General features: G+C 65.7%; 17 protein-coding genes. 6 read left to right on the top strand and 11 right to left on the bottom strand.

The annotated features are described in order from the left end of the window. Positions 1-10: 10 nt before the first annotated feature. The 5 genes from LRM40_RS04545 to LRM40_RS04525 form a co-directional block, all read right to left on the bottom strand. Positions 11-1,273: a Zn-dependent hydrolase gene (locus LRM40_RS04545; protein WP_151124691.1), complete on the bottom strand. Its 1,263-nt coding sequence runs from the start codon at positions 1,271-1,273 to the stop codon at positions 11-13. 26 nt (positions 1,274-1,299) lie between these two features. Next, positions 1,300-2,742, bottom strand: a complete 1,443-nt coding sequence (gene hydA, locus LRM40_RS04540) for a dihydropyrimidinase (protein ID WP_151124692.1) — start codon at positions 2,740-2,742, stop codon at positions 1,300-1,302. 10 nt (positions 2,743-2,752) lie between these two features. Further along, positions 2,753-4,069, bottom strand: a complete 1,317-nt coding sequence (gene preA, locus LRM40_RS04535) for an NAD-dependent dihydropyrimidine dehydrogenase subunit PreA (RefSeq protein WP_151124693.1) — start codon at positions 4,067-4,069, stop codon at positions 2,753-2,755. Between the two features lie 23 nt (positions 4,070-4,092). Next, positions 4,093-5,448, bottom strand: coding sequence for an NAD(P)-dependent oxidoreductase (locus LRM40_RS04530; protein WP_151124694.1), 1,356 nt, complete (start codon positions 5,446-5,448; stop codon positions 4,093-4,095). Positions 5,449-5,565: 117 nt separating this feature from the next. Beyond that, positions 5,566-6,504, bottom strand: coding sequence for a LysR family transcriptional regulator (locus LRM40_RS04525; protein ID WP_151124695.1), 939 nt, complete (start codon positions 6,502-6,504; stop codon positions 5,566-5,568). 99 nt (positions 6,505-6,603) lie between these two features. Here LRM40_RS04525 and aptA point away from each other — a divergent pair, with 99 nt between their 5' ends. After that, complete coding sequence (gene aptA, locus LRM40_RS04520) at positions 6,604-7,938, top strand: omega-aminotransferase AptA (protein WP_375143046.1); 1,335 nt, start codon at positions 6,604-6,606, stop codon at positions 7,936-7,938. Positions 7,939-8,036: 98 nt separating this feature from the next. Continuing rightward, on the top strand, positions 8,037-8,561 hold the full coding sequence (gene sodC / locus LRM40_RS04515) for a superoxide dismutase family protein (RefSeq protein WP_151124697.1): 525 nt from the start codon (positions 8,037-8,039) through the stop codon (positions 8,559-8,561). Positions 8,562-8,630: 69 nt separating this feature from the next. Here the strand turns inward: sodC and pyrC are convergent, their stop codons facing one another. From pyrC to LRM40_RS04485, 6 genes are all read right to left on the bottom strand, one after another. Beyond that, positions 8,631-9,671, bottom strand: coding sequence for a dihydroorotase (pyrC, locus tag LRM40_RS04510; protein ID WP_151124698.1), 1,041 nt, complete (start codon positions 9,669-9,671; stop codon positions 8,631-8,633). Positions 9,672-9,714: 43 nt separating this feature from the next. Continuing rightward, on the bottom strand, positions 9,715-10,449 hold the full coding sequence (locus LRM40_RS04505; RefSeq protein WP_151124699.1) for an amino acid ABC transporter ATP-binding protein: 735 nt from the start codon (positions 10,447-10,449) through the stop codon (positions 9,715-9,717). Positions 10,450-10,473: 24 nt separating this feature from the next. Next, the gene (locus tag LRM40_RS04500) at positions 10,474-11,142 is read right to left on the bottom strand and encodes an amino acid ABC transporter permease (protein WP_151124700.1); all 669 of its coding nucleotides are present in this window, start codon (positions 11,140-11,142) and stop codon (positions 10,474-10,476) included. Between the two features lies 1 nt (position 11,143). Continuing rightward, on the bottom strand, positions 11,144-11,830 hold the full coding sequence (locus LRM40_RS04495; RefSeq protein ID WP_231067819.1) for an amino acid ABC transporter permease: 687 nt from the start codon (positions 11,828-11,830) through the stop codon (positions 11,144-11,146). Positions 11,831-11,970: 140 nt separating this feature from the next. Next, positions 11,971-12,906 (bottom strand): transporter substrate-binding domain-containing protein, encoded by a 936-nt coding sequence (locus LRM40_RS04490; RefSeq protein WP_151124702.1) that lies wholly within the window; start codon positions 12,904-12,906, stop codon positions 11,971-11,973. Positions 12,907-12,951: 45 nt separating this feature from the next. Continuing rightward, positions 12,952-13,833 carry a transporter substrate-binding domain-containing protein gene (locus LRM40_RS04485; RefSeq protein ID WP_151124723.1) on the bottom strand — a complete coding sequence of 294 codons (882 nt, stop codon included), beginning with the start codon at positions 13,831-13,833 and terminating at the stop codon, positions 12,952-12,954. Positions 13,834-14,126: 293 nt separating this feature from the next. Here LRM40_RS04485 and LRM40_RS04480 point away from each other — a divergent pair, with 293 nt between their 5' ends. The 4 genes from LRM40_RS04480 (at position 14,127) to LRM40_RS04465 (ending at position 17,412) form a co-directional block, all read left to right on the top strand. Beyond that, positions 14,127-14,498 (top strand): nuclear transport factor 2 family protein, encoded by a 372-nt coding sequence (locus LRM40_RS04480; protein WP_151124703.1) that lies wholly within the window; start codon positions 14,127-14,129, stop codon positions 14,496-14,498. Between the two features lie 296 nt (positions 14,499-14,794). Continuing rightward, a complete protein-coding gene (locus LRM40_RS04475; RefSeq protein ID WP_211373014.1) occupies positions 14,795-15,553 on the top strand; it encodes an EcsC family protein in 759 nt (252 codons plus the stop codon). Between the two features lie 106 nt (positions 15,554-15,659). Further along, on the top strand, positions 15,660-16,844 hold the full coding sequence (locus LRM40_RS04470; protein WP_151124704.1) for a DUF4062 domain-containing protein: 1,185 nt from the start codon (positions 15,660-15,662) through the stop codon (positions 16,842-16,844). Positions 16,845-17,085: 241 nt separating this feature from the next. Beyond that, positions 17,086-17,412, top strand: coding sequence for a hypothetical protein (locus LRM40_RS04465; protein WP_151124705.1), 327 nt, complete (start codon positions 17,086-17,088; stop codon positions 17,410-17,412). Positions 17,413-17,561 lie beyond the last annotated feature (149 nt).

Here is a 17,561-nt window from a genome sequence, read left to right as displayed (position 1 = left end):
CACCCCGCCATCAAGCCACCACGCCCGCCCGCTCCAGCATGGCGTGCAGCAGCACGTTGCAGCCGGCGGCGATGTGGGCGGGGTCGGCGTCCTCGATCTCGTTGTGGCTGATGCCGTCCTTGCAGGGGATGAAGATCATGCCGGCCGGTGCCAGCTGGGCCATGTAGACGGCGTCATGGCCGGCGCCGGAGACGCAGCGCATGGCGCTGTAGCCCAGCGTCTGGGCGCCGTGGGCCACCGCTTCCACGCAGTCGGGGTGGAAGGGCTGGGCGGGGTAGGCCGACACCAGGTCCAGCCGGATCGTCAGCCCGGTCTCGCGGGCCAGCCGCTCGGCCACGGCGCGGATGTCCGCGTCCATCGCGTCGCAGGCGGCGTCGCTGGCGTTGCGCAGGTCCACGCTGAACTTCACCTGGCCGGGGATCACGTTGCGGCTGTTCGGGAAGACCTGCACCATGCCCACGGTGCCGCGGCCCTCGGGGCCGTGCCGGCCGGCGCAGGCCACCACCTCCTGCATCAGCCGGGTGGCCACCTGCAGCGCGTCGCGGCGCAGGTGCATGGGCGTGGGGCCGGCATGGGCCTCCATGCCGGTCACGGTGCAGTCGTACCAGCGGATGCCCAGCACCCCGGTGACGATGCCGATGGTCTTGCCATGGTCCTCCAGCACCGGGCCCTGCTCGATGTGGGTCTCGAAATAGGCGCCGATGGGGTGCTGGCCCGGCACCTCGTCGCCCAGGTAGCCGATCTTCTGCAGCTCGTCCTTCACCGTCTTGCCCTCGACGTCGGTGGCGGCATAGGCATGTTCGAGCGTGAAGGCGCCGCGGAACACGCCCGAGCCCATCATCACCGGCACGAAGCGCGAACCCTCCTCGTTGGTCCAGAAGGCCAGCTCCAGCGGTGCCTCGGTCTGGATGCCGTGGTCGTTGAGGGTGCGCATCACCTCCAGCCCGGCCAGCACGCCGTAGTTGCCGTCGAACTTGCCGCCGGTGGGCTGGGTGTCGATGTGGCTGCCGGTCATGATGGGCGGCAGGCTGTTGTTGCGCCCGGGGCGGCGCATGAAGACGTTGCCGATCTGGTCGATGGTGACAGACAGGCCCGCCTCGCGGGCCCAGCCCACGACGAGGTCGCGGCCCTGGCCGTCCAGCTCGGACAGGGCCAGGCGGCAGACGCCGCCCTTGGGCGTGGCGCCGATGCAGGCCAGGTCCATCAGCGATTGCCAGAGGCGCTCGCCGTGGATGCGCAAGGCGGAGGTGGACACGGTGCTGGGGGTGCTCATGGGATGCTCCTGTTGTGCGGCGCCGCTCAACGCGCCACGGCCACCGGCGCGGCCAGCGCCGCCTTGCGGCCCAATGCGGTGAATTGCGGCCCGAAGGCCGGACGCTTCAGGTAGCGACCGGCGCCCGCCTCGGCGCGCAGCTCGCCCTGGGCGAAGACCACCGTGCCCTGGCTGATGGTGTGGCTGGGCACGCCGGTGACGGTGCGCCCCTCGAAGATGTTGAAGTCGCCCTTGGAATGCTGGCTGGCGGCCGAGAAGGTCTTGGTGCCGGCCGGGTCCCAGACGACCAGATCGGCATCGGCGCCCTTGGCCACGCAGCCCTTGCGCGGGTAGAGGTTGAAGAGCTTGGCGGCGTTGGCCGAGGTCACGGAGACGAACTCGCTGGGCGTGAGGCGGCCGCTGTTGACGCCGGCATCCCAGAGCACCGCCATGCGCTCCTCCACCCCGCCGGTGCCGTTGGGGATCTTGCTGAAGTCCAGCCGGCCGGCCGCCTTCTGCGCGGCGCAGAAGGTGCAGTGGTCGGTGGCAGTGGTCTGCAGTGCGCCGGCCTGCAGGTGGCGCCACAGCGCCTCCTGGTGGCCCTTGGCACGAAACGGCGGGCTCATCACATGCGCGGCGGCAAATTCGAAACGCGGGTCGCGGTAGACGCTGTCGTCGACCACCAGGTGGCCGGCCAGCACCTCGCCGTAGACGCGCTGGCCGCGGGCGCGGGCGCGGGCGATGGCCTCGGCCGTCTCGGCGCTGGAGACGTGCACCACGTAGATCGGCACGTTGAGCACATCGGCGATGGCGATGGCGCGCTGGGCGGCCTCGGCCTCCACCGCCGGCGGGCGGGAGAGCGGGTGGCCCTCGGGGCCGGTGATGCCCTGGGCCTTCATCTCCTGCTGCAGCAGGAAGACCAGCTCGCCGTTCTCGGCATGCACCGTGGGCATGGCACCCAGCGCCAGCGCGCGGCGGAAGCTGTTCACCAGGGTCTCGTCGTCGCACATGATGGCGTTCTTGTAGGCCATGAAGTGCTTGAAGCTGTTCACGCCCTCCTCTCGCACCAGGGTGCCCATGTCGGCGTGCACGCTCTCGCCCCACCAGGTGATGGCGACGTGGAAGCTGTAGTCGCTGGCCGCCACCTCGGCCCACTGGCGCCACTGGCGGTAGGCGTCCATCAGCGGCTGCTGCGGGTCGGGGATGACGAAGTCGATGATGCTGGTGGTGCCGCCGGCCAGGCCGGCCGCGGTGCCGCTGTAGAAGTCATCGACGGTGCGGGTGCCCATGAACGGGAAGTTCATGTGGGTGTGCGGGTCGATGCCGCCGGGCATCACGTACTGGCCGCCGGCTTCGAGGATGGTGGCACCCATCGGCGCGCTGAGCGCCTCGCCCACCTCGGCGATCACCCCGTTCACGCACAGCACATCGGCACGCTGCTCGCGGTCGGCGTTCACCACCGTGCCACCGCGGATCAACAGGCTCTTCATGGTTTGCTCCTCAGACCGCGGTTTCCCGCATCGGGTTGTTGGGGTGGGTGCGCCAGTCGCGGTGGCCCGCCGGCACCGGTGCGCCGGTGCGCTCATCGATCTCGCCGGGCGCCAGGTCGCGCATCGTGATGCAGCCGGGCACCGGGCAGATGGAGGCGCAGAGGTTGCAGCCCACGCAGTCGGCCTCCTTCACCTCGAAGCGGCGCGCGCCGGTGGCTTCGTCCTTGTGGAAGGCGATGGCCTGGTGCGAGGTGTCCTCGCAGACCACATGGCAGCGGCCGCACTCGATGCAGGCGTCGGTGTCGATCACCGCCTTGGAGACGTGGTTGAGGTTCAGGTAGCGCCAGTCGGACACGGTGGGCACGGCCCGGCCCTGCACCGCCGCCAGATTGGGCAGGCCCTTCTCGTCCAGGTAGCTGGACAGGCCGGAGACCATCTCCTGCACGATGCGAAAGCCATAGACCATGGCCGCGGTGCAGACCTGCACCGTGCCGGCGCCCAGGGCGATGTACTCCATCGCATCGCGCCAGTTGGTCACGCCGCCGATGCCGGAGATGGGCAGGCCGGCGGTCTCCGGGTCGCGGGCGATCTCGGCCACCATGTTCAACGCGATGGGCTTGACCGCCGGGCCGCAGTAGCCGCCGTGGCTGCCCTTGCCGCCGGTGCTGGGCAGCATGGTCAGGGTGTCCAGGTCCACGCCCATCACCGAGTTGATGGTGTTGATCAGGCTCACCGCATCGGCCCCGCCGCGCTTGGCGGCCCGGGCCGGGTGGCGGATGTCGGCGATGTTGGGCGTGAGCTTGACGATCACCGGCAGGCGGCTGTACTGCTTGCACCAGGCGGTGACCATTTCGATGTACTCGGGCACCTGGCCCACGGCCGCGCCCATGCCGCGCTCGCTCATGCCGTGCGGGCAGCCGAAGTTCAGCTCGATGCCGTCGGCCCCGGTGTCTTCCACCATGGGCAGGATGCGCTTCCAGCTGGCCTCGTTGCAGGGCACCATCAGCGAGACCACCATCGCCCGGTCCGGCCAGTCGCGCTTGACCTGGGCGATCTCCTTGAGGTTGAGGTCCAGCGGGCGGTCGGTGATGAGCTCGATGTTGTTCAGGCCCAGCACGCGGCGGTCGGGCGACAGCAGGGTGCTGTAACGCGGCCCGTGCACATTGACCACTGGCGGGTCCTCGCCCAGGGTCTTCCAGACCACGCCGCCCCAGCCCGCCTCGAAGGCGCGGATGACGTTGGTCGCCTTGTCGGTGGGCGGGGCGGAAGCCAGCCAGAACGGGTTCGGGCTCTGGATGCCCACGAAGTTCGTCGAGAGATCGGCCATGGTGAAAGGCTCCTGGAAGAGGGTCAGGCGGCGCAGGGCAGCGATTGCGCGGCAGGCTGGGTCGCGGGCTGGATGAGGGCCGCATGGATGGACCGCGCGGCCTGCTTGCCGTGCTCCACCGCCTCCACCGTCAGGTCGCGGCCCCCGGCCACGCAGTCGCCGCCGGCCCAGACGCCCGGCAGCGCGGTGCGGCCTTCGGCATCCACCACCAGGCGCCCCCCTTGGATCGCCAGACCGGCCGACTCGGCCCAGGGCAGGGCCAGCTTCTGGCCGATGGCCTTGAGCACCTGGTCGGCGGCCAGGGTCTCCACCTCGCCGGTGGGCTGCAGGCGACCGTCCACCTCCTGCTGCACGGCCAGCGTGATGGCGCTGACCCGGCCGTCCTGGCCCAGCAGGGCCTGGGGCGCCAGGTGATGGCGGATCACCACCCCGTGCGTCTGCGCCCAGTGCTGCTCCACCTGCGAAGCCGACATGGCCTCGGGCCCGCGGCGGTAGGCGATGGTGACCTGCTCGGCGCCCAGCAGCTTGGCCTGCACCGCGGCGTCGATGGCGGTCATGCCGCCGCCGATCACCACCACGCGCCGGCCCACCGGCAGGCGGGCCAGGTCCGGCGCCTGGCGCAGCTGGGCGATGAAGTCCACCGCGTCGGCCACGCCGGCCAGCTCCTCGCCTGGCACGCCCAGGGCCGCCGTGCCGCCCAGGCCCAGGCCCAGGAACACCGCGTCGAAGCTGTTGCGCAGCTCGACCAGCTGGGCCACGGTCTCCAGCTTCCAGCCGCAGCGCACGGTGATGCCGCCGGTCTGCAGCAGCCAGGCGATCTCGCGCTGGGCGAAATCGTCGGCCGTCTTGTAGCTGGCCAGGCCATATTCATTGAGGCCGCCGGCCTTCTCGCGGGCGTCGAAGACGACCACGTGGTGGCCCTGCAGGGCCAGGCCGTGGGCGCAAGCCAGACCGGCCGGGCCCGCCCCCACCACCGCCACGCTGCGGCCGGTGGCCGGTGCGCGGGTGAAGAAGGTGCTGGCCGGCAGCGTCATCGCCGCATCCACCGCGTGGCGCTGCAGACGGCCGATGGCGATGGGCTGGCCCTGCTGGGTGTTGCGCACGCAGACGGCCTCGCACAGCTCCTCGGTGGGGCAGACGCGGGCGCACAGGCCGCCCAGCGGGTTGGCCGCCAGGATGGCCCGGGCCGCGCCGCGCAGGTCGCCATCGCCGATGCGGCGGATGAACTGCGGCACCGGGATGTGGGTGGGACAGGCCTGCTCGCAGGGCGCGTCGTGGCAGTAGAGGCAGCGCTCGGCTTCCAGCAGCGCCTGGGCGCGGGTGAGCGGGGCTTCGGCGGCGGCGGCGATGGCCTGCGCGGGATGGGGGGTCGGGGACACGCGAACTCCTCGTCTGGTTCGGGTTGGGCCTCAGGAACTTGACCGTTTGGTCAACTTTCTGAACGAGCTCAAGCCAGATCCATGCCAGACAAGCCGGCCGCCGCGTGTCAGGCGCGATCAGGCCGGTGGGACCAGCGGCTGCGGATGCGCCTGGCGCAGCGCCTCCAGAAAGGCCCGCGCCGCCCGTGGCGCCGAGGGAGAAGCGCGCGTCACCGCGACAAACTGCACCGGGTAGCTGGCGTCCGCGGGCCCCACCCGCCGCAACCGGCCTTCGCGCAGGAAGACGGCCGCGTAGTGGTCCGGCAGAAAGCCCAGGAAGCGGCCGGACAGGATCAGCAGCGCCAGCGCCTCCTGGTCGGTCACCGTGGCGGTGCGCCGCAAGCCGAAACGGTGCGTGACCTCCATGTTCGGGGAATGGAAGGCCAGGCCGGCGTAGTCGTGGCGGCGCAGCTCGTCCCAGCCCACCGCGTCGGCCGGCCGGCCGAACAGCGGGTGGCCCGCGCCGCAGTACAGCCACATGGTCTCGGGGAACAGCGGCAGGTAGTTCAGGCTGTCGGAGCGCCGGTGGTCCGGCACCACCGCCAGGTGCAGGCGGCCGTCGATCACCGCCGTCTCCAGCGCATTGAGCGAGCCCACCGTCACATCCAGCGTGACCTGCGGCGCCTGGTCCCGGAAATCGGCCAGGGCCTGGTGCAGACGCGCGGCCGGGTTGGTGGCGATCTTGTCGAACAGGCCCAGCGCCAGCGGCCCCTTCAGGTCGGCGTGCAGATCGCGCACATCGGCCCGGAAGCCGTCCAGCGCCGATAGGAGGCGCAGCGCGGCGTCGTAGACGCGCTGGCCATCGGGCGTGAGCGCGAAGCCGCTGCGCCCGCGCCGGCACAGCACCAGGCCCAGGCGCTGCTCCAGGTCCTTCACATGGCGGCTGACGGTGGAGCGGCCGATGTTGAGCTCCAGCTCGGCTGCGGCCAGCCCGCCGCACTCCACCACCGACTTGAAGATGCGCAAGAGGCGCAGCTCGGTGTCGCCCACCTGCCCCAGCAAGGCCTTCTTCACCATGTCAGTTTCAATCCTCTGCGCGTGATTGGTCAAAGATTGCAGTTTATGCAAACCAACACACTGCTCAGAATGGGCGTTTTACGGAGCCCCACCATGGACATGAGCGCCCTGCCTGAGCAACCCCTGACCGAGGCCCAGCTGAAGGCCCACTGGATGCCCTTCACCGCCAACCGCGCCTTCAAGAAGGACCCGCGCATCCTGGTGGGCGCCAAGGGCGTGTACTTCACCGACGACCGCGGCCGCCAGGTCTTCGACGGCCTGTCGGGCCTGTGGACCTGTGGCCTGGGCCACGGCCGCAGCGAGATCGCCGAGGCGGTGGGCCGCCAGGTGAGCACCCTGGACTACGCGCCGGGCTTCCAGTTCGGCACCAAGGGCTCCTTCCAGCTGGCCGAGCGCATCGTCTCGCACATGCCTGCCGGCCTGGAACATGTGTTCTTCGCCTGCTCCGGCTCTGAGGCGGCCGACACCTCGCTGAAGATCGCCCGCGCCTACTGGCGCCAGAAGGGCCTGGCCAGCAAGACCCGCCTGATCGGCCGGCTCAAGGGCTACCACGGCGTGAACTTCGGCGGCATCAGCGTGGGCGGCATCGGCGGCAACCGCAAGATGTTCGGTGAAGGCCTGCAGTGCGACCACATCCCGCACACCCAGCTGGCCCGCAACGCCTTCAGCCGCGGCATGCCCGAGAACGGCGCCGAGCTGGCCAACGAGCTGCTGGACGTGATCGCCCTGCACGATGCGTCCAACATCGCCGCGCTGATCGTCGAGCCCTTCTCCGGCTCGGCCGGCGTGGTCATCCCGCCGGTGGGCTACCTGCAGCGCCTGCGCGAGATCTGCACCCAGAACAACATCCTGATGATCTTCGACGAGGTCATCACCGGCTTCGGCCGTGCCGGCGCCTGGACCGGCTCCGAGGCCTTCGGCGTCACGCCCGACATGGTCAACTTCGCCAAGCAGGTGACCAACGGCACCATCCCCATGGGTGGCGTGGTAGTCAAGGGCGAGATCTACGACACCTTCATGTCGGCCGGCGGCCCCGAGCACGCCATCGAATTCCCCCACGGCTACACCTACTCGGCCCACCCGGTGGCCTGCGCGGCCGGCCTGGCCACCTTCGACCTGCTGGAGAAGGAACACGCGATCCAGCAGTCCAAGGAGCTGGCCCCGTACTTCGAGAACGCGGTGCACAGCCTCAAGGGCGCCAAGCACGTCACCGACATCCGCAACTACGGCCTGGCCGCCGGCCTGACCATCGCCGCCCGCGATGGCGACCCGACCATCCGCCCCTACGACATCGGCCTGAAGTGCTGGGAGATGGGCTTCTACGTGCGCTTCGGTGGCGACACCATCCAGCTGGCCCCGCCCTTCATCACCACCCCGGCCCAGGTGGACGCGCTGGTCAACGCGCTGGGCGAAGCGCTGAACGCGACGGCCTGACGACACCGCGCCAAGCCCCTGCGGCCGTCACGCCTGTGCGATGACAGCCGCCAGGGGCTGCGCTACAAGGGCATTCCCACACATCCACAGGGAATGCCATGCACCTCAAACTGCTGCTCGCGGCCGGCTGCTGCGCCGCCGCCTCCGCCACCCTGGCCGCCGAGGCCACCGTCACGCTGCAGGCGGCCAACCCCGACGGCCCCGGCACCACGCTGGGCACGGTGAAGATGGTCGAAACGCCCTACGGCCTGGCCTTCTACCCCACGCTGCAGGGCCTGCCGCCGGGCCTGCACGGCTTCCACGTGCATGAAAAGGGCTCCTGCGCCCCGGCCGAGCAGAACGGCAAGCCGGTGCCCGCGGGCGCCGCAGGCGGCCACCTGGACCCGGCCGGCAGCAAGAAGCACGGCGAACCCTGGGGCGACGGCCACCTGGGCGACCTGCCCCCGCTCTATGTGGCGGCCGACGGCACCGCCGCCCAGCCCGTGCTGGCCCCGCGCCTGAAGCTGGCCGACGTGCAGGGCCACGCCCTGATGGTGCATGCCGGTGGCGACAACCATTCGGACCACCCCGCGCCGCTGGGCGGTGGCGGGGCCCGCGTGGCCTGCGGCGTCATCCCGGGCTGAGCGCGGCTCCCCAAAGACAAAGGGCCCCACTCGGGGCCCTTGCGCTGTCCGGTCGATGTTGGGACCAGTTCAGCCCTGCAGCTTCCAGTGCAGGGTCTCGCCGCCGCGCAGCGGCTTGAGGCTGGCGTCGCCGAAGGCCACGGCCTCGGGCAGGGTCCAGGGCTCGCGCACCAGCGTCACGGTGCCGGCATTGCGCGGCAGGCCGTAGAAGGCCGGGCCGTGCTCGCTGGCGAAGCCTTGCAGCTTGTCCAGCGCGCCAGCGGCCTCGAAGGCCTCGGCGTACAGCTCCAGCGCCGACAGGGCGGTGTAGCAGCCGGCGCAGGCGCTGGCGTGTTCCTTCAGATGGGCCGGGTGCGGCGCGCTGTCGGTGCCCAGGAAGAAGCGATCCGAGCCGCTGGTGGCCGCGGCCACCAGGGCCTGGCGGTGCACTTCGCGCTTGAGCACCGGCAGGCAGTAGTAGTGCGGCCGCAGCCCGCCCTGGAAGATGGCGTTGCGGTTGTAGAGCAGGTGGTGGGCGGTGATGGTGGCGGCCGTGAAGGCCCCGGCGCCGGCCACGTAGTCTGCGGCTTCCTTGGTGGTGATGTGCTCGAACACCACCTTCAGCTCGGGGAAGTCGCGGCGCAGCGGCTGCATCACGCGGTCGATGAACACCGCCTCGCGGTCGAAGATGTCCACCTCGGGGTCGGTCACCTCGCCATGCACCAGCAGCAGCAGGCCGGCGCGCTGCATGGCCTCCAGCGTGGCGTAGGTCTTGCGGATGTCGGTCACGCCGGCATCGCTGTTGGTGGTGGCGCCGGCCGGGTAGAGCTTGAGCGCCACCACGCCGGCGGCCTTCGCCGCGGCAATCTCGCTGGCCGGCGTGTTGTCGGTCAGGTAGAGCGTCATCAGCGGCTCGAAGGCCACGCCCGCGGGCACCGCGGCCTGGATGCGCTCGCGGTAGGCCAGGGCCTGGGCCGCGGTGGTCACCGGCGGCTTCAGGTTGGGCATGATGATGGCGCGGCCGAACTGGCGCGCCGTGTGCGGCACCACGGCCGCCAGGGCGGCCCCGTCGCGCACATGCAGGTGCCAGTCGTCGGGGCGGGTGAGGGTCAGGGAGGTGGGAGCGCTCATGGGCGGGATTGTCCCACCGCCCAGCCGCGGCGCGGTCGGCCGCTCAGTGCGCCAGGATCTTGGACAGGAAGTCCTTGGCGCGCGGGCTGCGGGCCTCGGGGTTGCCGAAGAAGTCTTCCTTCTTGCAGTCCTCGATGATCTTGCCGGCGTCCATGAAGATGACGCGGTTGGACACCTTCTTGGCAAAGCCCATCTCGTGCGTCACGCACATCATGGTCATGCCTTCGTTGGCCAGCTGCACCATCACGTCCAGCACCTCGCCGACCATTTCCGGGTCCAGCGCCGAGGTGGGCTCGTCGAACAGCATCACGATGGGGTCCATCGACAGCGCGCGGGCGATGGCCACACGCTGCTGCTGGCCGCCGGAGAGCTGGCCGGGGAACTTGTCCTTGTGCGCCATCAGGCCCACGCGCTCGAGCATTTTCAGCCCGCGCTTCAGCGCGTCGTCCTTGTTGCGGCCGAGCACCTTGATCTGGGCCAGCGTCAGGTTCTCGGTCACCGACAGGTGGGGGAAGAGCTCGAAGTGCTGGAACACCATGCCCACGCGGCTGCGCAGCTTGGGCAGGTTGGTCTTGGGGTCGGACAGGCTGATGCCGTCGACCACGATGTCGCCCTTCTGAAAGGGCTCCAGCGCATTGACGGTCTTGATCAGCGTGGACTTGCCGGAGCCCGAAGGGCCACAGACCACCACCACCTCGCCCTTCTGGATGCTGGTCGTGCAGTCGGTCAGCACCTGGAAGCTGCCGTACCACTTGGAAACGTTCTTGATGTCGATCATGGCGTAGACGCGGGTGGGTGATGCTTAGCGAACAATCGCGATCTTCTTCTGCAATTGCCGGACCAGCATGGACAGGCTGAAGCAGATCACGAAGTAGACGACGGCGGCGACCAGGTAGGTCTCGACCGGGCGGTTGAAGTTCTTGCCGGCCACCTCGAAGCCCTTGAGCAGGTCATAGGCGCCGATGGCGTAGACCAGGGACGTGTCCTGGAACAGCACGATGGTCTGGGTGAGCAGCACGGGCAGCATGTTGCGGAAGGCCTGCGGCAGCACCACCAGTTGCATGGTCTGGCGGTAGGTCATGCCCATCGCGTAGCCCGCGTAGGTCTGCCCCTTGGCCACGCTCTGAATGCCGGCACGCATGATCTCGGAATAGTACGCTGCCTCGAACACCGTGAAGGTGATGATGGCCGAGAGCTCTGCGCCCATGGGCTCGCCGGTGAGCAGCGGCAGCAGCAGGAACACCCACAGGATCACCATCACCAGCGGGATGGAGCGCAGGGTGTTCACATAGAACGAGGCCGGCCCCACCAGCCAGGGCTTGCCCGACAGGCGCATCAGCGCCAGCACGGTGCCGATGGCGATGCCGCCCAGCATGGCCACCACGGTCAGCTGGATCGAGAAGAAGAAGCCCTTGGCGACGAAGTCCGACAGGACCTGCCAGTTCAGGAAGGAGAAATCGAGTTGGGTCATCTCAGTGCGCCCCCACCATGCCCGGCACGCGCAGCTTCTTCTCGATGACGAGCGCCACGCGGTTGACGGCAAAGGCCGACACGAAGTACAGGCCGGTCACGGCCAGGTAGATCTCGATGCCGCGCGAGGTTTCCTCCTGCGCCTGCATCGCGAACATGGTCATCTCGGCGATGCTCACCGCGAAGGCCACCGAGGAGTTCTTGATGATGTTCATCGACTCGCTGGTGAGCGGCGGAATGACGATGCGCATGGCCATGGGCAGCAGCACATAGCGGTAGGTCTGCGGCAACGTCAGGCCCAGGGCCAGGCCGGCGTAGCGCTGGCCCTTGGGCAGGCTCTGGATGCCGGCGCGCACCTGCTCGGCCACCCGGGCCGAGGTGAAGAAACCCAGGCCCAGCACGACCAGCACGAAGCTGGGCACCTCCCTGAGCGGCGGCACCAGGGCCGGCACCACGTGGTACCAGAGGAAGATCTGGACCAGCAGCGGAATGTTGCGGAAGAGCTCCGTCCAGGCATTGCCCAGGAACACCAGGCCCTTGTGGGGCACGGTGCGCAGGATGCCCATCAGGGCCCCCACGATCAGGGCCACGGCCAGGGCGCAGAAGGACACGCTCAGTGTCCAGCCCCAGGCCGAAAGCAGCCAGTCCAGATAGGTGATGTCGCCGTTGCTGCCGAAGCAGCCCTGCATCACCTCGCCATCGATGGTGTTGCGGCAGAAGACCTGCCAATCCCAATTGCCCAACGGATGTTCTCCCCCGCGTGACGTTCGATCTGTGCCCCAGGGCATGGCCGGCTCAGCACCGGCCCCTGGGGCACGCCCAGCTCAAGTTACTTCTTGGCTGCGTAGTCTTCCATCGGCTTGTCGTTCGGATGCGCCCAGGCTTCCTTGGTGGCTTGCGACATCGGCAGGCCCACGGCCACATTGGCCGGCGGGATCGGCTGCATGAACCACTTGTCGTACAGCTTGGCCAGCTCGCCGTTCTTCATCATGGCCTTGATGCTGTCGTCCACCGCGGTCTTGAAGGCCGGGTCGTCCTTGCGCAGCATGCAGGCGATGGGCTCCACCGACAGCACCTCGCCGACGATCTTGAAGTCCTTGGGGTTCTTGGACTTGCTGATGTTGCCGGCCAGGATCTGGCCGTCCATCACGAAGGCGTCGGCGCGGCCCGATTCCAGCAGCAGGAAGCTGTCGGCGTGGTCCTTGCCATAGAGCTCCTTGAAGTCCAGGCCGGTGGCGCGCTCATGCTTGCGCAGGGTCTGGACCGAGGTGGTGCCGGTGGTGGTGGCCACGGTCTTGCCGGCCAGGTCCTTGATCGAGTTGATGCCCGAATTGGCCTTCACGGCAATGCGCACTTCCTCGACGTAGGTCGTCACGGCGAAGGCCACGTCCTTCTCGCGGGCGCGGTTGTTGGTGGTGGAGCCGCACTCCAGGTCCACGGTGCCGTTCTGCACCAGCGGGATGCGGTTCTGCGAGGTGACCGGCTGGTACTTCACGGTGATCGAGCTCATGCCCAGCTTCTTGCGGATGTCCTGCGCCACGCGCTCGGCCATCTCGGTGTGGAAGCCCACGTACTTGCCATTGCCCAGGGTGTAGGCCAGGGCACCGGACGATTCACGCACGCCCAGCGTGATGGTGCCGCTGTCCTTGATCTTCTTCAGGGTGTCCGTCGTCTCGGCCTGGGCGGCGGTGCCCAGCACGGCAGAGAAGACCGCCAGGGCGAGGGCGGTGCGGCGGGTGGTGAAAGCAAAACGGGTCTGTGACATCACAACTCCATCAAGGACAAAGAAAACCGGGGACCGTCATCGCCCTCAGGGCGAGGGCCGATCGTCCGGCTGGCGGAACAACTTGAGCAGCGCCTCCGACGGAGGCCAATTGAGGTTGAGCCCCTTGGGCGGAATGGGGCGCTGGAACCAACGGGTGTAGATCTTCGACGCCTCGCCCGAGGTCATCAAGCGGGTCAACGCGCGGTCCACCACGGCCTTGAAGCCGGGGTCGTCCTTGCGCATCATGCAACCGTACACCTCGGACGACATGGGCGTGCCGGTGACGATCCAGTCGTCCGGGTTGCGGGCCTTGGCGCGCTCGCCATAGAGCAGCGCGTCGTCCAGCATCAGCGCATCCACCTGGCCGTTTTCCAGGGCCTGGAAGGCATCGCCATGGTCACGCGCCGTCAGCAGCTGAATGCGGCTGCCGTGCGACTCGTTGTAGCTGCGCAGCAGGCGTTCGGACGTGGTGCCTGACGTGACCACCACGCGGCGGCCGGCCAGTTCGGGGAAGTCCCGCGGCCCGCCATCGCGCTTGACCAGCAGCCGCGTGCTGATGACGAAGAAGGAGGTGGAGAACGCCACCTGCATGGCCCGCTCCGTGGTGTGCGAGGTGGAGCCGCATTCCAGATCCACCGTGCCGTTCTGCACCAGGGGAATGCGGTTCTGCGAGGTGACCGGCACCAGGCGCAGCGTCAGCGCCGGCAGCTTCAGCTCGGCCTTGATGGCATCGGCCACCTTCAGCATCAGGTCCTGCGAATAGCCCACCACCTGGCGCTTGTTGTCGTAGTACGAGAACGGCACCGAGGACTCGCGGTGGCCCAGGTTGATGGTGCCCGTCTCCGCAATGCGGGCCAGGGTGGGCGAATCCGGCAATGCCGGCGTGGCCGCCTGCGGCGCGCCCCAGGCGGCCACGCCAGCACCCATGCCCACAGCGGCCAGGCCCAGGGCCAGGCAGCAGGACAAGAGGGAGTGGCGCACCGAAAACATGGGGGCCACAGATGCAGGCAACGTGCCAGGCCCATTGATGCGCCGCAACACGTTCCCAAGTGCCTGTCGCATCATGGGCGCTGGTCTGGCGGCCACCCACCCGGCGGCCCCACCCCGGACGGATTTCCGTTCGCCCGTCGATCCAGGCGGACGGAAATCCGTTCATCCCCCCTCTCCCCTTCCCTCCTCGCCCGGCCCCCAAAGGCACCGCTTTGCGCTAGGGTGGGCGCATGCAAGACCTGCTTCTTCTGCTGCAGGGCCTGGAAGTGGAACTGCACCACCCTGGCACACGCTGCAGCCCCTCGCGCCTGGACGCGCTGCTCCATCCCCAGTTCCACGAGATCGGCCGATCCGGCCGCGCCTACGACCGGGAGACGGTGCTGGGCTTTCTCGCCACCCTGAGCGAACACCCCCCGGTGGTGTCGGAGGGGTTTGAGGTGGCGCTGCTGGCACCCCAAGTCGCCCTGCTGACCTACCGAAGCGCCCATCGGCAGGCCGATGGGACTTTGCACCTGCACACCCATCGATCGTCGGTGTGGGTGCAGGACGGCGGCGAATGGAGGTTGCGGTATCACCAGGGGACGCCGGCATCCTCAAATTGACGGACTCGATTGCGCTTTGTCTCGATGAGCCATTTGTCGCTCTGTTACGCGGTGATACCGTGTCGGGGATAGATCGAAAAATCAACAGCGACAGCCACTTGGCGCAAATTCAATCGGGGATGTTCGGGAGCATCCTGATTGTTGGCAGCGCAATGTGGGGTCGATAACTAGTTAGGCGCGCTATCCCGACCACCTCATCACTACAGACGCATGAAAATCAAAGACAACCCAAAGGACTACGCTGATCTAAAGAAGGCCGTAGCGCTACTCGAAACACCAAGCATCACAGCGCAAATATCAAATTTTATCGGCTCCCCGATAGAGTTTGTTGTCGCAAAGCTACCAAAATTTGCGACAAAAAAATTAATGGCATTGTCGTTGCTGCTCTAAATAAGTCCGCGTCTGCGGCGCTGTGGAGCCTCGATAATGAGCCGGGCAGGACATCTTCAACAAAGATCAACAAACTTTACGCAGCGGCATCTGGAGCCGCGGGCGGCGCCTTCGGATTCCTTGCCCTTGGGGTTGAGCTCCCAATAACCACGACAATTATGATGAGAGCTGTTGCAGATGTTGCACGCAGCGAGGGATTCGATCTAGAAGATTTTGATACAAAACAAGCATGTATTGAGGTTTTCGCCCTTGGCGGCAACTCAAGCTCCGATGATGCAGCAGACACTGGGTACTATGCGGTAAGAAGTTTTGCCACACAGACAATGCGACACCTCTCGAAAGAACTTGCAGAATTGGCCGCAAAACAAACAACAAAGAACGCGCAAAAGCTTGTAGCCGAGCAATCTGGAAAATGGCTCGCCACACTAATTGAAAAAGTCGCTGCGCGATTTGGAGTTGTTGTTACTGAAAAATTCGCTGCACAAGCAGTGCCTGTCGTAGGAGCAGTTGCTGGCGCAAGTATCAATCTGCTTTTCACTGACTTCTATCAGGACATGGCCCGAGGACACTTTATTGTCAAACGACTAGAGCGCACCTATGGTTTTGATGACGTGAAAAGTGCATACCAGCAAATAAAAAAACCAGACCGTGGCGCACGCGCCTAAAAATTCATTAAAGCCGACACCGCTTCGCGGCGCGGCTTAAATTAGGCGTCAGCTCTTTCATTGCGCGCATGTTGCCCAATCCAATCAAACAAAAGAGGAGTATCAGATGGCCCGCCCACGTGTCTTCGTCAGCTCAACGTACTATGACCTAAAGCACTTGAGGTCCTCCATTGAAAATTTCATAGAGCAACTTGGCTATGAGCCTGTTCTCTCAGAGAAGGACTCAATTGCCTATTTGCCGGACACCGCATTGGACGAGTCCTGTTACAGAGAGGCGAGAAGCTGTGACTTGTTTGTGCTAATAATTGGCGGACGCTATGGCAGCGCAGCAAGCAATCAGCGCAAGAGCCAGAATATCGACTTCTATGAAAAATATGAAAGCATTACAAATCGAGAATACGACAGCGCATCCGAAAGAGACATACCAACATATATTCTGATTGACGCTTCGGTAGACGCCGAATATCAAACATACCTCAAGAACAAAGACAACAAAGCCATTAAGTACGCACACGTCGACTCAGTCAATATATTTGGACTGATAGAGTCGATACGAGAAAAACAAAAAAACAACCCCGTCAAGCTATTCAGCAAATACTCGGAGATTGAGGGCTGGTTAAAAGAGCAATGGGCCGGCACATTCAGGGAGTTAATCCATAGAATGTCCACGCAACACAAGATTCAAGAAATTGACTCCAAGATTCTAGATCTAACTCAAACTGCAGAGACACTGAAGCGCTACATGGAAGAGGTGGTTTCAAAGGTGTCACCAGAAAAACAGGATGCAATTGATATAATTCGACAGGAAAACGAACGGCTGAAAATTGCGAAGCGAGACGCTGAACTCAAATCATACCGATATATTCAGCATTTAATGGATACCCACAAAAAAGGCATCGATGAAATCCGCACTTCATTGAGCACCGAGAAGTCGTACCACGGTTTTCTGACGCGCATATTCAAGTCAAAGTACGGAATACTAAAAGTACCTCCGTGCGCATGCAGCAGCAAAGCATTTGAAGAATTAAATGGGGCCCGTCAATATTTAGATCTAAATCCATTCCCTGGCGAGGACCTCGAAGAAGTTAGAGTTACACACCGACCTACATCAATAAGCCGCAATACCGAGGAGTTGCTGGAAAAATTTGCGCGCAGCAGCAAAGGTATTGTCACTTCTAAACCAGAGGTTAAGGTATCCCCAAGAAAAATGCCTGCGAGCAAAAACTCTGAGAGGAAAGCTCCCACAAGGAAATCTCCAGCAAAAAAGACGCCCCCAAAGGAAAATGGCTAACTGTCGGTTCAACGCGGACGTCAACACTGGCCAAGCCTTCGACATTTTCATGGCCAGTGTCGGTACACTCCGCGCTACGCGCTCCTTCGCCGGTTAACCCGGGCCTTAATTGCAGCAAGTGAAGGCCACTCCAAAGCCAAGACGTCAACCCCTTGCCGTGGCACTTGTCGCAACCCTGTGTGCGCCACTGGCCCACGCGGGTGAGCGAGTGCAGCTTTGGCAGTACCAAGCGGAAGCGCCAATGAGCGACACGGTGTTGGAACCGACCGTTCTGTCCACGCAATGGCGAGACGGCGATCTTGAGGTTCTGTTCACACAAGGCGTGCCATGCGGTGACTGGCTTCCGATCAATCCGCAATGGACTGTCGACGGTCTTTCGGTCAACCTCGACTTTCACTGGACCCCGCAGTTCCCAGATCAGCCAGCGCCCACCAAGCTCTGCAAGAAGTTTGTGCGTGCTTGGGTATTTCGCGTTCCCCGGGGTGCGTATCAGGTGAGCTTTGGCGGCGGCGTGCAGCGTTTTGATACGACGGCCGTAGGCATCACGATCTCCGAGCGCCGCAAGTGACGGCGAAGCTGGGCATCCCACAGCGGTGGCAACACCTTCCATCAACCCATGGCGAGAAGACGCCGTCGGCGGAATTTGCCAGATCCTTGGAACGCAAGGTGCAGCGTCACCGGCACGCTGGCGCATGCCCAAAAACTTCCGCCACCATC

Source organism: Ideonella dechloratans, from assembly GCF_021049305.1.
Taxonomy (GTDB): Bacteria; Pseudomonadota; Gammaproteobacteria; order Burkholderiales; family Burkholderiaceae_C; genus Ideonella; species Ideonella dechloratans.
The sequence above is the reverse complement of the archived record's forward strand: the minus strand, read 5'-3'. Positions and strand labels throughout refer to the sequence as shown.